The organism is Heyndrickxia sp. FSL W8-0496, assembly GCF_038007825.1.
Taxonomy (GTDB): Bacteria; Bacillota; Bacilli; order Bacillales; family Bacillaceae_C; genus Heyndrickxia; species Heyndrickxia oleronia.
In genome coordinates, this window is the sequence record NZ_JBBOXX010000001.1 from 5072124 (window position 1) to 5086475 (window position 14352).

Consider the following 14352-nt stretch of genomic DNA (forward strand, 5'->3'; position numbering starts at 1 on the left):
GGACTGTCTTATAGGTCGGACCCTCATGACAGTCCCTATTCTTAAATTTACTTACTTTCTTGTGCAGCTTTTAATGTATCGACATCCGGCTCCGTACCGAACCACTTTTTGTAAATTTCTGTATATGTTCCATCATCCAGGATTTTATTCAATGCTTGATCAAACTTTGCTTTTAACTTACTATCCTTATGGAACATGATTCCGTAATATTCCGGTGTAAAGTTTGTTCGATCATCAATCGTTTTTACATTTTTATCAGGATTTTTTTCTACATATTCTTTCGCAACGGCATAATCCGTTACCACTGCTTCTACATCACCATTTTCCAATGCCATGAACGCCATAGCTGAAGTTTCATATTTTAATATATTCTTATTATTTTCCCCAAATAAGGCCTCACTTGCCATTTGGCCCGTTGTTCCATTCTGTACCCCAATCCTTTTATCCTTTAAATCCTTTGCATTCTCAATAGGTGAATCCTTTGGAGCAACAATCATATTAATAGATTCAAAATAAGGATGTGAAAAGTCATAGGTTTTCAATCTTTTTTTATTAATTGTTATCCCTGCCATACCGATATCAATGCTTTCATCCTGAACACCAGCCATCATGGTGTCCCAACCAGTATTTTTTATTTTCACTTCATACCCAGCCTCTTTTGCCACAGCATTTAAGAGGTCTACATCAAAGCCCGTTACCTTCCCTTTTTTCATAAATTCAAATGGTGCAAAAGTAGCCTCTGTACCCACGCTCAACGTTTTATTATCCGAACCATTTGAGTTTGCTTCCTTCGAACCTTGTCCACAAGCTGAAAGTATAAATATACAACATACTATTAAAATCATACTAATTTTAGCGGTCATTTTATACATATTTATTCATCCACCTTAATTTTTATTTACTTGTTAGTAAAAATAATAAACTGTAAACCTATCTTTTTCAACACTTATTTTTATATTTCATATAATTTCTATTATTCAATTGCATAAATTATGCATACTAAATACATAATTTATAGGGTAAATAAAAGGCAATCATTAATGGAACAAAGATTAGTTAAGTAGAAATTAATTGAAGCTCGAATAAAAAAGGCATCAAAGCGATGCCCTTTTATTGTCAATATAATGTTTTGTTCTGCCCACCGATTTGGATATGAGTCATATTTTTCTTGTATATGTGGAGACAGATTTTCAATAGTAGAATCTATTTCCTATATTCTTCATCTAGTTTTGCGATTTTTTGTTTCAGATTCATCAGCTTTTGCTTAAATATTTCTTTTTGCTGTTGGTCATCAGGAGCCTCTTCGGCAATAAGGTTTGTAAGCTGAAGTTCAAGGATACTCTTTTCGTTATTCAGCTTTTGAAGATCATTGGATGCAGGGGCTGTATTTGTCCACTCATCATAGGTACCTGGATAGTCCACTGTCTCTCCATTCCCTAATGCAATGACTCGATTAGCTACCTTTCTCAATAAAAATAAATCATGAGAAACCATTATCACTGCACCTGGATACATAACTAAAGCTTCTTCAATTCGTTCCCTCGTTTCAATATCCAAATAATTCGTTGGCTCATCAAATACAAGTAAATTGGCCTGTGAAAAATAAAGCTTCACAAAAGCGACGCGACACTTCTCACCCATGCTCAAGTCTTTTACCTTTTTAAACACATCCTCTCTATGGAAAAGGAAACAGGCTAATATCGTTCTCGCCTCTGTTTGTGTCATGTTCGGTAAAGATAGAACCTGTTCAAGGATGGTCTCCTCTCCATTCAACCCTTCTAATTCCTGCATGAAATAGCCAATTTTTAATTGTGGATTTCTCTTCACTTCACCAATGCATGGCTCTAATTTCCCAGTTAATAATTTTAATAAAGTAGTTTTTCCAGTACCATTCCGTCCAATAATGGCTATTCGATCACCGCGTTTTACAATTAAGGAAAGTTGATCAAAAAGAGGGAGTTCACTACAATATGAAAAAGAAACATCTGTTAAAGCCAACATCGTTCTACTCGAAAATTCTTCCGCGTCTATGCTGTAATTTAATTTTTTGGATTCAACGGGCTTTTCGACCCGATTGTTTTCCAAACGTTCTAAAGCTTTTTCTTTAGCTTTTAGTCGCGTCATATTTTTATTGGCTTTTTTCTTGGCAAAAGGATCCCGTTCACTTGCCGCTGCATGTGCTTTCTCAAACCATTGTCTATACTGGTTTACTGCTTCCGCTAACTTTTTTCTTTCAGCTTCCTGTTTTTGGTATTGGGCCTCTAGGTTTTTTTGCTCAAACTGCTTTTGCTCACGATAAAACGAATATCCTCCCTCATACTTTTTTGTTCCTTTATTTGTTAACTCATAGGTTACTGTCGCTACCCGATCAATAAATTCCCGCTCATGTGAGGTAAAAAGAACTGCTCCTTTATATTGCGAAATCCAGTGCACAAGCCAATCGATAGATTCTGCGTCCAAGTGATTAGTCGGTTCATCTAAAATTAACAATTTCGGCTGCTTCACCATAACTCTAGCAAGCTTTGCTCGTGTTTTTTGCCCCCCACTCAATGTTAAAAAGGATTGTGCCCAAAGTTGTTCCGGCAAGCCAACTTTGTATAGTTGTTTATCAATAGCTGCCTGCCAATCATACCCGTTCAAATCTAGATACTGCTGAAAGTTTTCCATATAGTCATCAGCGAAATTACTTTCAGTCTCATATTTTTTTAATTTCCTTTTAAGTTCATATAACTTTTCATTTTCCTTTTCAATAAACTCTCTCGTTGTTATTTGACCATCGTCAATGGATACTTGATCCATCCAACCAACTTCATTTGCTTTCAATTTTGATTGAATGATTCCTTTAGTAATAGGGATTACGCCCATCAATCCTTTAATGAAAGTTGTTTTTCCTACTCCATTATTTCCGATTAGGGCAATCCGTTCGCCTTCACATATTTCCAATGAAGCCTTTTCAAACAACGTATTTGCATTTATTTCAATACTTACATCTTCTACTTTTAATAAAAACATAAACAGCCACCACCTTCTTTTTTAGGCTCTTTTCTCAAACATTGTTGCTATTTAGGTAATGTTTTAACTAATAAAAACGGATTTAAGATCGACAAGTCGCTCATTCCACTGAGTAAAGTGCTGCAAACTTCATAAGACCTCTGAACCGTTTTTTAAGTGTAAAAGCCGGTAATAGGGCTTTTACACAAGCAACAAACAATAGGAAAACAGCTTTTTTAGCACAAAAAAAACACAGGGCATCTGCCTGTGTTTAAAGTAGTGATGGTTACAAATTTGAAGAACTCAAAAAAACTATAGTTCTCCTATAATCATACCGTTCCTTTTAGAATTGAAGTACCTAAATATAGACATACGTATCCTATCACTTGCCTCAACAGGCAGAGCCACTTTTTCGTATAAAATTATTTTCGAAAAAAGTGTAAGGAAATCATAATGTCTAATTTAGATACCTCCTTCCATGTAGTTACCAATAATATACCCCATTTGTCAGAAAACATCAACTCTATACCTGAAAAAAGGGCTTATCCAATAAAATAACTTTACGCATATGTTTCTGTTTCTATTGGCTCCTCTACTTTTGGATGTGAATTCCTCATGATTATTGGATATAGTATTAAACCTATTACAAACAAACCAATTCCTAATAAGAAGGTTTTCATATCAGCTGTTCCTGTTTTAATTACCCATATAGAGTATACAAAAGCTAGCACTGTAATAATTCCATCCTTCAAGCGAGAGCCTGTTACGACATCATATGTTTCACCTGTAATTACTAACTTCATTTGATAAATTGCTGACACTAAATAAGGTATCAAATAAGCAAGAGTTGCCACAACGATAGCAAAATTATAGGCTTGAGTGACTGTTCCCGAGATAGTTGAAAATAGAAATATTTGTGTCATTACATTGGTGATTGTTAAAGAATTCTTCGGACTCCCTGTTTTATTCGTTTTGGCAAAAACAGCTGGAAATAATCCGTTCTTTGCAGCCTGATAAGGGACTTCAGAACTTACAACAATCCAACCAACAGTTGATCCAAATAATGAAATAAGAGCTAAAACGGCCATGATATACGTTCCATTACTTCCAATTACTTCTCCAAGTGCATCCACTAATGGTTTTTGTGATTCCCTTAACGCTTCTTGAGATAAGGCACCCATCGTTAGTAGGGTAATTCCGATATAAATAACTAAGGAAATGACTAGACCAAGGATCGTGGCAGTTTTCACATCCCTTTGTGATTTCGCCCGATTTGAAAGCATAACAGCAGATTCAATCCCTATAAAAGCCCAAAGCGTAGCAATCGCTGCAGCATTTACTTGTCCACCTAATGAAAAAGCTTTCCCTGAAGTATCGACAAATTCCTTTGCACTTCCTAAGTTTGCTTTATCAAAGATAAAAAGTGTAAAAATAATAAATAACGCAAAACCTATCACTTTTGTAATTGTAGCCATTAAGTTCATTTTCCCGGCACTATTAAAGCTTTTAGAGAGAATCCATTGAATCCCCCATAGCATAATCGAACAGATGATAAAGGTGATCGTTTTTCCATACTCTAATTCGAAGGACCCTAATGAGAACAAGACTTTTTTACTTTGCATTATTGGAAAAAAGGTAGTTAAATATCCTGCAAATGAAATAATAACAGATGCTGTGGCAGCCCAATTTGCAGCCCAGTATCCCCATGCCATACTATAGCCTGCAACTTTACCTGCTTTTGGTGAAGAAAATAAGTTTTGTGCATAACTTTGTGGACCAGCCTTTAAATTAGGCTTTCTAATCGCTAGGTTACCAAAAACAAGGGCAATCATAAATACACCTAAACCTGTAGCCACCCAAGCAATCGTAGATCCCAATGGACTTGAAACTTGAGCTAGATTAGCTGGAAGCATGAAAATCCCGCCACCTACCATATTCCCTACGACGAAGGTTGTTAATATCCACAGTCCCCATTTATTGTTATTCATGCTGCCTCACCTTTCTATATTAATTCTATAAAACCGAATATCTCTATTAATTTGTTATCATTATATAACATTACTTTACTTTAGTAAAGTGGTAAATTGATAAATTAATAAACAATAAACAATCTTTCCCTCTATATCACATGGATTTTTTTGTATAATAAAAAATGAAATACTCTATTTGCTGTAGGGAGAGTTGAAGAACATGCAAGAACATAACAGATTAATCATATTTGATTTAGATGGAACGTTATATGAAGACACACACCACTTTGATTATTATGCAAAAAAACTATGTGAAAAACTTAGTGAGCCGAAAAGGAAACTTTTTACACATGATTACCAAGCAGTGCTAGAAGGAAAGCATCCATTAAAAATGGGAACAATTTTTGATGTGGAAAAAGATCTTATATTAACCCAGGACCACGGAAGAGTAACCTATGCCTGTACATGGGAAGGGCAGCCACTAGAGCAAGAAACCGTAGAAAAATTTTATCCTTCTACTTTAAATTTTGACTTCCACTCTATATTAAACATCGGAGATTTATGGTGGATTCCAGCAGCAATCGCTAGACATTATGGGATTACCAATCAAGATGCTGAATGTTCCTTTATAGAAACTCGTGAATACATGATGTCCCCGAGGTTTCAAATGAGAGAAGTCCCAGATTTTAAACAGGTGCTTAAACAATTAGCAATTCACTCAAAGCTCATTTTGCTAACAAACTCCCCGAAAAGAGATAGTGAAGTGCTCCTATCAAAACTAGGTTTCCAACACCTGTTTGATAAAAAAATCTTTGATGGAAAAAAACCTATGAAAACGAAGGAACATATAAAGATGATTAAGGAGTCATATTTGGTGGAATATAACCAAATACTAAGTATAGGAGATAATGTTATTAATGAAATTTCTCCCGCGAAGGAATTAGGCTGCCAAACTATATTAATTGACTCTCATGGAATTAGTGCACCTTCGCAGGCAGATAGGATTGTCCAAAATTTAACTGAACTCGTTGATATATTAAAACAAATAAGCCAATCATAATTTACAGGCTTATAGCATTAAAGTAAAAAGGGGTGTCTATTAGGCATTACCCCTTCGCTTTTCCTCCCATTTTTTATAGGAATTATTTCTTTTCTTGCTTCATTAATTCAATTATTTTTCCTAATTCCTGTGCAGAATGTTTTAAGGAAACAGCAACATTCGAAATTTCTTCAATTGATTTTTCATTCTCCTCGGAAGAAACTACTATTTGTTGTGTATTCGAGGCAGAATCTCTAGCTATATTGGTCACCTCATCTATGGAATGGCTAACATGCTGAAATCCATTATTTAATTCATTAGTATATAACGAGATTTTTTTAATCTCTTCCGCTGCCTTTTGGGTATACTCAACTATTTCATTAAAAATTGATCGCGTTTCTTGAGCGATCAAGAAACCTCTTAATACATTTTCCTTTACTTTATTCATATTTCCAACAGAAATCGTCGTATTTTCTAATATACTACTAATTAAATCTTTTATTTGTTTTGCAGAGTGAGAGGATTGCTCCGCCAATTTTTTTACCTCATCTGCTACTACAGCAAATCCACGCCCATGATCACCTGCCCTCGCGGCTTCAATTGCAGCATTAAGTGCCAATAGGTTGGTTTGTTCAGAAATAGTGGTTATTACCTCAAGTATATTGGTAATCATTTTACTTTGTTCATTTAGCAACGTGATCGATTGATAGGAATGATCTGTTGATTCGTTTATTTCTTCCATTTGCTTTAATAATCTGGCAACATAACCTTGTCCCTGTTCAGCATTTTTCTCTGACTGGTTGGAAATGGTTGTAGCATCGTATGCTGATTGCGTCATACCTTTTACATAATTTGTTAATTTATGAATTACACTTACATTTTTTTCGGTACTTTCTAATTGAATATCCATCCCCGCTGAGACTTGCTGTATGGACTTTAACGATTGCTTATTTGCCGCAGAGGTTTGAATTGCTTGTTCATTTAACACATTAGCTGTTGCAATAACCTGTGTGGAAATATTAGAGATTTGTCCTGTTATATTTTCAATAATTGACTTTCGTTGTCCTTGTTGTGCAAGCTCGAGAGACAGCCGAATTTTTTTACTAGAATAAATTTGCCAGCTAGTCGCTGCTGTGGTAAGTACTAGGAATAGGGCATGTAGACACAACATGCTGAATGAGACATCTCTCATTCCATAGACTACCCCTCCTAAAAATAAAAAACCTACAATATGATGAACCGTAAAAATAGTTGCCATCAATAAAATAAGACGAATGTTTTCATAGTATGCCAATGCAGCAATAACCATAAAAATTGAAAAATGAAGTTCTACTCTTCCCGTTGCCCCTGCAATAATGGAAATACTTCCAAATGTAAATAGAAGTGTAATTAAACCAGGAATAATTGGATGATCTTTTCTTTTCAAAAAAAAGAGACAACATAAGAGAAACAAAATAATTGGAAGTGATAATAAACCATTTAATAAAACTCCGTAATTTTCCTCTAAGTCTTTTGCTGTAACCATCCCTTGCATATGCATCATATATGTATTAAAAAAATAATATTTTCTTCCAAGAATATGGAAGGCTAGAGTTAGTAATATAACTACAAATGAAGCCTTTAACATTAAGCGATTTTTCTCGATGATCAAATTCCATTTCCTCCTACGCACCAAATTTCATAAACGTCCAGCCCTTCAATTATGACATATTACCTAAATAACTCAGCAAATGAATATGAATATTTTACTATCGATTTACGTAATAGTCTAACAAATCCTTGAGCTATAGAAATGGAATTTAGAATTTATTTAATCATCTGTCGTTTATGGTGATAAAACTTCCAAGTATCTTCTCTAATTTATTTGATAAATCATTCAATGCGGCTGCTTCATTTAGCATTTCTTCCATGGAAGCTTGTTGTTCTTCTGATGCAGCTGTCACTTGTTGTATCGATCTTGCAAAATCCTGAGATATCGCTGAAATATTACTTATTTGTAGAACCCCATCCTTTGTCTGCGAATGAACATGACTCACAATTTTTGAAACATCTTCTGTCTCTCCAGTCACAACACTGACAGCATTCTTGATATCTGCAAATGCTTCTTCTGTTTGTTGCACCATATCAATTCCTTCTTTCAGTTCTGCCAACCCGTTTTTCATAGCCATTACCACATCTTCCGTTTCGTTCCGTATTTCATCGGTAATTTCTTTTATTTTTAATACAGCTTCTCCCGACTGATTAGACAGTTTTTTTACTTCTTGTGCTACGACGGAAAAACCTTTTCCATGTTCACCAGCACGAGCTGCTTCAATCGTTGCATTTAGTGATAATAGATTCGTAAGATTGGCTAACTCTTGAATGAGATTGAGAATATGGTCAATCTGATTGGACTTTTCATTTAAAGAATGAATCAATTGGGCTGTATTCTCTATTGATCCATTAACTAGCTTTATTTGTCCAACTGTGCGATCTACTAGCTGATTCCCAGTCTTCGCTTTTCGAAATGCAATTTGACTGGACTCTTTTACTTTATGAATGGAATGAGAGACTTGATCCATCCTGTTAGCAATTTTAATGACGTCATTGGTAACACGTTCCGCGGACTTAACTTGCACTTCGGATCCTCCTACTACCTCTTCCATCGCAATAGCAATTTGTTCTGATGCAGATTTTGAATCTGAGGCTGTCATTCTCATTCTTTCAGATGATATTGTCACTCGATTTGCACTTTCCTCTAGTTGATAAATGATCGAGTGCAGGCGATCCACCATTTGATTAAAACCTGATTCTAATAAATTTAGCTCCTTACTAGAATGGCTTAATTCAATTCTTGCTCGTAAATCGCCACTAGAGACTTTCCCCATTAAATCTTTTAAATATAGGATTGGTTTCGTTACTCTCCGAATGGTAAAAAAACCAATTAGACTGGCGATTATTACAGTAATTGACGTTATCAAAACCAACATTATTCTATAGCTATTTACTGGTTGTAAATAATCATGATCTTTCAATGCAATGATGTAGTACGCCCCATCTAACTCTACTTGTTGAGCGAAGGCGATCATCATCCCTTGATCATGAATAATCCCTTGGCGTTGTTGAATAATTTGCTTGATATTATTTTTTGAAAGCTTTGGAATTGAATCACGGTATTCCGTAAATAACTCAATGGTTTGATCCTTTGTCAGTTTAAATTGCATAGGAGACAAACTAGATGATCGAAATCTATTTTTATTTTGAGTTAAAGCATAGGATAACTTTTTATCAAATTGCTGTTTCGGGACAGTGGCTTTTAACATTGTAATTTTTTCACTAATTACTTCTACTGAGGCTTGTAGCTGTTGTTCTGTCGATTGAACCGTTATTTGCTTATTTTTTGTATAACTGAAATAGGCAATGATTACAGAGGACAAAATAATGACTAGTATAATAGGCAAAATCAAAACAGTTCGCAGGCTAAGCTTATGAAGAAATGGCATTGTATTTTTCCCCTTGGTATAAATTTCTTATCTCTAAGACTTTTATACTATTCATTTGTTAAGAAATTGTAGAGGAATTATTAAGATTTAATGTTTAAGTACTCTTTTAGGAATTGTTGGCGAAATAAAAAAGCTCGAAACCCAATTTTATTCTGGTTCAAGCTCTTTCGTATATTTTTTAATTACTCATCTGACAGCAAACTTTTATGTATCCAAATCGCTGCTTGAGAACCCTCACCCATGGCAATTGTTACCTGCTCTGAATGTGCAACAACATCCCCCGCTGCCCATACATGTTTTATATTAGTCATTTTCGTTCGTGAATCAGTGAGAATATGCTTGTTTTCATGTAGTTCTACTCCCAACTTTGATGCGAGCTGTGAACGAACCTCATTGCCTCCAAGTGCGACAAAAGCATATTCGCATTCTATTTTCGTTCCATCTTTTAATACTACACCCTTAAACTGTGATCCTTTTGCCATAAATGTATCGATTGTTTCCTCATGGTAGATAATTTTCTTTGATCGCAATTGAATTTGATTTTGCTCACTAACTTCTTTTTTTTCATGATTAATATACATGATTTCATTTGTCCAATATGATAATGTTAAAGCCATATTAGCCCCTACATCTCCAGAACCGATAACAACTGTCTTCTCATTTTTCACTTCATACCCGTCACAATCAGGGCAAACAAATACACTGACACCTAAGCAAGGATAAATTTCCGGAAAAGAAGGTAGGCGATCCATAATTCCTGTAGCAAGTAATAGACGTTTTCCGACTATTTCTTCCCCATCTTTAACAATACAAACAAAATTATTCTCTTGATTTTCAATACTCATTACTTTATTCTGGACAAACTCTACACCTAAATCTTCTGCTTGATCCCGGCCTACTCTTCTTAGGAATCCTCCACTAACCCCATTTGGCCAGCCTAAAATATTATGGTAAGCCAAACAAAAATTAGATCTCCCATTATTCGAATCAATCACAACAATCTTATGTTGATACCTTCCCAATTGAATAGCCGCCTGCAATCCAGCGATTCCACCACCAACAATGACACAGTCATAAATCAATTTCATTCCTCCAGCTCATAAAGTTTAATTATATTTTTTCCAATCTCGCTGAATAATGAACTGGTAATTATTTTTTTATAAAAAGGAGAGGTTATTATGATATTAAAGCCACGCTACGAATCATTAGAGTTAGAACTTCTGAAGTATCTACATAAGAGAATGAACTTATCGGAAAAAGATCATTTGAATTATTTAAACTTGAATAAGGGCTTCATAGGAGAACAGCATTTTGATGAGTGGTTACACCATCTACCGGATAATTGGCTTATCCTGAATGATCTACTCTTTGAATTCTCTCATTCTCATTTCCAAATCGATTCAATGGTTATCTCCAATTCGACAATCTATATATTTGAAGTCAAAAATTACGATGGGGATTATTATATGGAGGATGATCGATGGTTTTCAACATCTGGAGCAGAAATAAAAAACCCTATCTTCCAATTAAGACGAACTGAAACCTTACTACGTAAACTACTCCATGACCTTCAATTAAATATCCCAATTAAAGCCCATGTTATATTTATCAACCCCGAATTCCACCTGTATCACGCTCCACGGAATCAACCCATTATTTATCCAACACAAATACAACGATTTTTTAGTCGGATGATGACCACTGCAGCATCAAATACATCTTCACGACATACTCAATTAGCAAAGAAATTAATTTCACTGCATATCGAAGAATCACCATATACTCGAATACCAGAATACACTTTTGAACAACTGAAAAAAGGAGTCATTTGTGCGAGGTGTGGTGGGTTTATTGGGGACTTTCATAAAAAGTTAGTAATTTGTAAATGTGGTTACAAAGAAAATGCTAGCACTGCGGTTTTACGATCAATCAAAGAATACACTACACTTTTTCCAAATAATAAAATTAATACAAATGCAATTTATGAATGGTGTAAAATCATGCCGAAACGAACAATCTCTAGGATCCTCTCACAAAACTTTAACATCATTGGACATGGCCAGTCCTCCTATTACATTTAATGTTTTTATAGAATGCAATTAGGACTTCTAATCTGAGGCACATTCTTTTTGTATTACTCTATAAATGTGTCTCAGTGTTTTTTCTTTGACACACATTTTTGCTGTTTTTTCTTTGTAATGTGTCTCCACTTCCGCCTTGGTCACACATTTTTGCTGTTTTCCCTTTGTAATGTGTTTCCACTTCGGCCTTGGTCACACATTTTTGCTGTTTTTCGCTCGTAATGTGTCTCCACTTCAGTCTTGGACGCACATTTTTCCTGTTTTCCCTTCGTAATGTGTTTCCACTTCCGCCTTGGTCACACATTTTTGCTGTTTTCCCTTCGTAATGTGTCTCCACTTCCGCCTTGGACACACATTTTTGCTGTTTTTCGCTCGTAATGTGTCTCCACTTCAGTCTTGGACGCACATTTTTCCTGTTTTCCCTTCGTAATGTGTCTCCACTTCCGCCTTGGTCACACATTGTTGCTGTTTTTTCTTCGTCATGTGTTTCCACTCGCACTCCTGACACACATTGTTGCTGTTTTCCCTTCGTAATGTGTCTCCACTTCCGCCTTGGACACACATTTTTGCTGTTTTTTCTTCGTCATGTGTCTCCACTTCGGCCTTGGATACACATTGTTGCTGTTTTCCCTCCGTAATGTGGTTCCACTCACACTCCTGACACACATTGTTGCTGTTCTTCCTCCGTTATTTGTCTCCACTCACCACCCTCCAATACACTTTTCCCGTTCTACCTTCTACTCATGAACTTGTAATACATTCCAAGGGTAGCAATATCAACTTTTTATTGTCAAACCTATCATTTCGGATGATAATAATGAATTAGGCACGTATAGAAAAACAAAAGAGGTGTGACATCTTGGGAAGGCTGCTATCAAATTATAAATCAACGTTTCTTTTGCTATTTTCCATCGTTATTGGCGGAGTAGCAGGGGTCGTTTTTGGTTCAAAGGCAACGATTGTAAAGCCTTTTGGTGATTTATTTCTTAATTTAATGTTTACCATAATTGTTCCACTAGTATTTTTCAGTATTGCTTCAGCAATCGCGAATATGAGCGGAATGAAGCGACTTGGAAAAATTATGGGGAGTATTTTTCTAGTTTTTGTTATTACTGCACTCATTTCAGCGATTTTAGGTTATATAGGTGCTGTTATTGTTGATCCATTAAAAAACACAGATGTATCTTCGATTAAGAGCATTATGTCCGATCCGGGAACTGATTCAAATGCAGAGAAAGTTACTTTCCTAGGACAACTCGTGAAGACCTTTACGGTTTCTGATTTTTCAGAGTTATTTTCGAAAAGTAATATGCTTCAGCTCATTGTTTTTTCTATTTTATTTGGATTAGCAACAGCAATGGTTGGAGACAAAGGGAAGCCTATTGCGAATTTACTATCCTCTGGCTCTGCGATCATGATGAAAATCGTTAAGTTCGTTATGTACTATGCCCCAATTGGGCTTGGCTGTTATTTCGCAACAGTCATTGGTGAACTAGGGCCACAAATTTTAGAAGGATATGCCCGTGCATTTGTTCTTTATCTAGTTTTGACTATAGTTTATTTCTTTGGTTTCTTTACACTGTATGCATTTATTGCAAGTGGCAAGGATGGAGTAAAAGTGTTTTGGAAAAATGCTATTTCTCCTGCTGTTACAGCGATTGCGACATGCTCAAGTGCTGCGTGCATCCCAGTAAACCTTGAGTCAGTTAAAAAAATGGGCGTCCCTACTGATATTGCGGAAACCATTATTCCTCTTGGAGCGAATACACATAAAGATGGTTCGGTATTTGGGGGTGTCCTAAAAATCGTCTTCTTGTTTAGTTTATTCGGGAAAGATATGACAAGTGTTTCTGGGATACTCAGTATTATCGCAGTTTCGTTTTTGGTTGGGGCTGTAATGGGAGCCATTCCAGGCGGAGGGATGATTGGCGAAATGCTCATCCTTAGTGTATTTGGATTTCCACCAGAGGTGCTGCCAATTATTGCAGTGATTAGCACCATCATAGATGTCCCTGCAACATTACTGAATTCAACAGGAAACACCGTGTGTGCGATGATGGTCAGCCGATTAGTAGAAGGGAAAAATTGGCTAAAAAAAGCTTTTAATTAGAGGTTGTCTAAAAGGTCAGACCCCATAATACAAACAGTATTCAGATGGGGTCTGATTACTAAATAGATAACCTTTTTTTGTTGCTAAACGGAATATGTTATAATTATTCAATTAAATTTATCACTTACATGGAGGCATTATGCTTACTTTTGAAGAAAAACTGGCAATCATTGAATCCTTTCCACAATTAAAAAGAAAAGATGTTTCCCTAGGAAGAATTAATTTTCACTTTGAGGAAAGTACATCTGACAAAAAGAATATTGTTTATCATTTACATCCTAACGGAAATGGCTTTGTCTATGCTGAGCATTTACTTGGGTACCCTACGAACGATAAAGGGATGGTGAACATTCGCGATTTTTCTGAAGATGAACTTCGCCATATCATTGAAAAATCGATCCAATCTCTAGAACCAAAAGCCATAGAAGATATCCAAAGCGATGAGGAATCATTTGAAGAAAAGTGGATTAATCGAAATAACTTTACATTAGTTCTTTTACATGAGGATGATATGTGGAATGTGTATGCAGGTTTAAACCTAGATGGGACTTTTAATTCTTACGAAGAAGCTGCAGAATATTTACATGAAGAAGGATTCTCGAGATTATAAATAATTATGATGCTATTTAGATTAAGTTTTAACTATATTGCTTGTGAATTTAAAAGCTGATAGTCATAC

At 35.5% G+C, this 14352-nt stretch carries 11 protein-coding genes; 4 read left to right on the top strand and 7 right to left on the bottom strand.

Going from position 1 to position 14352, the window contains the following annotated elements:
* Positions 1–47: 47 nt before the first annotated feature.
* From NST63_RS25690 to NST63_RS25700, 3 genes are all read right to left on the bottom strand, one after another.
* Complete coding sequence (locus NST63_RS25690) at positions 48–872, bottom strand: basic amino acid ABC transporter substrate-binding protein (protein WP_212945014.1); 825 nt, start codon at positions 870–872, stop codon at positions 48–50.
* Between the two features lie 331 nt (positions 873–1203).
* Positions 1204–3012 (bottom strand): ribosomal protection-like ABC-F family protein, encoded by a 1809-nt coding sequence (abc-f, locus tag NST63_RS25695; RefSeq protein WP_341044060.1) that lies wholly within the window; start codon positions 3010–3012, stop codon positions 1204–1206.
* A gap of 539 nt (positions 3013–3551) precedes the next feature.
* Positions 3552–4979 (bottom strand): amino acid permease, encoded by a 1428-nt coding sequence (locus NST63_RS25700; protein ID WP_212945012.1) that lies wholly within the window; start codon positions 4977–4979, stop codon positions 3552–3554.
* Between the two features lie 202 nt (positions 4980–5181).
* On the opposite strand from NST63_RS25700, the gene NST63_RS25705 reads away from it, so the two are divergent.
* Positions 5182–6021 carry an HAD family hydrolase gene (locus NST63_RS25705; protein WP_341044061.1) on the top strand — a complete coding sequence of 280 codons (840 nt, stop codon included), beginning with the start codon at positions 5182–5184 and terminating at the stop codon, positions 6019–6021.
* An 82-nt stretch (positions 6022–6103) separates the two neighbouring features.
* Here NST63_RS25705 and NST63_RS25710 read toward each other — a convergent pair whose 3' ends face one another.
* The 3 genes from NST63_RS25710 to NST63_RS25720 all read right to left on the bottom strand — a co-directional run bounded on the left by NST63_RS25710 (position 6104) and on the right by NST63_RS25720 (position 10564).
* Entirely contained in the window at positions 6104–7651 is a 1548-nt protein-coding gene (locus tag NST63_RS25710) for a methyl-accepting chemotaxis protein (protein WP_341044063.1), read from the bottom strand.
* A 163-nt stretch (positions 7652–7814) separates the two neighbouring features.
* On the bottom strand, positions 7815–9482 hold the full coding sequence (locus NST63_RS25715; RefSeq protein WP_341044064.1) for a methyl-accepting chemotaxis protein: 1668 nt from the start codon (positions 9480–9482) through the stop codon (positions 7815–7817).
* A gap of 182 nt (positions 9483–9664) precedes the next feature.
* The gene (locus NST63_RS25720; RefSeq protein ID WP_212945008.1) at positions 9665–10564 is read right to left on the bottom strand and encodes an NAD(P)/FAD-dependent oxidoreductase; all 900 of its coding nucleotides are present in this window, start codon (positions 10562–10564) and stop codon (positions 9665–9667) included.
* A gap of 96 nt (positions 10565–10660) precedes the next feature.
* Here NST63_RS25720 and NST63_RS25725 point away from each other — a divergent pair, with 96 nt between their 5' ends.
* Positions 10661–11563 (top strand): nuclease-related domain-containing protein, encoded by a 903-nt coding sequence (locus NST63_RS25725; protein WP_341044066.1) that lies wholly within the window; start codon positions 10661–10663, stop codon positions 11561–11563.
* Positions 11564–11621: 58 nt separating this feature from the next.
* Here the strand turns inward: NST63_RS25725 and NST63_RS25730 are convergent, their stop codons facing one another.
* A complete protein-coding gene (locus NST63_RS25730; RefSeq protein ID WP_341044067.1) occupies positions 11622–12056 on the bottom strand; it encodes a hypothetical protein in 435 nt (144 codons plus the stop codon).
* Positions 12057–12419: 363 nt separating this feature from the next.
* Between NST63_RS25730 and NST63_RS25735 the strand changes: the two genes are divergently transcribed.
* Both NST63_RS25735 and NST63_RS25740 read left to right on the top strand, forming a co-directional pair.
* A complete protein-coding gene (locus NST63_RS25735; RefSeq protein WP_436580369.1) occupies positions 12420–13673 on the top strand; it encodes a dicarboxylate/amino acid:cation symporter in 1254 nt (417 codons plus the stop codon).
* Between the two features lie 139 nt (positions 13674–13812).
* Positions 13813–14283 carry a hypothetical protein gene (locus tag NST63_RS25740; RefSeq protein ID WP_341044070.1) on the top strand — a complete coding sequence of 157 codons (471 nt, stop codon included), beginning with the start codon at positions 13813–13815 and terminating at the stop codon, positions 14281–14283.
* Positions 14284–14352: the final 69 nt, after the last annotated feature.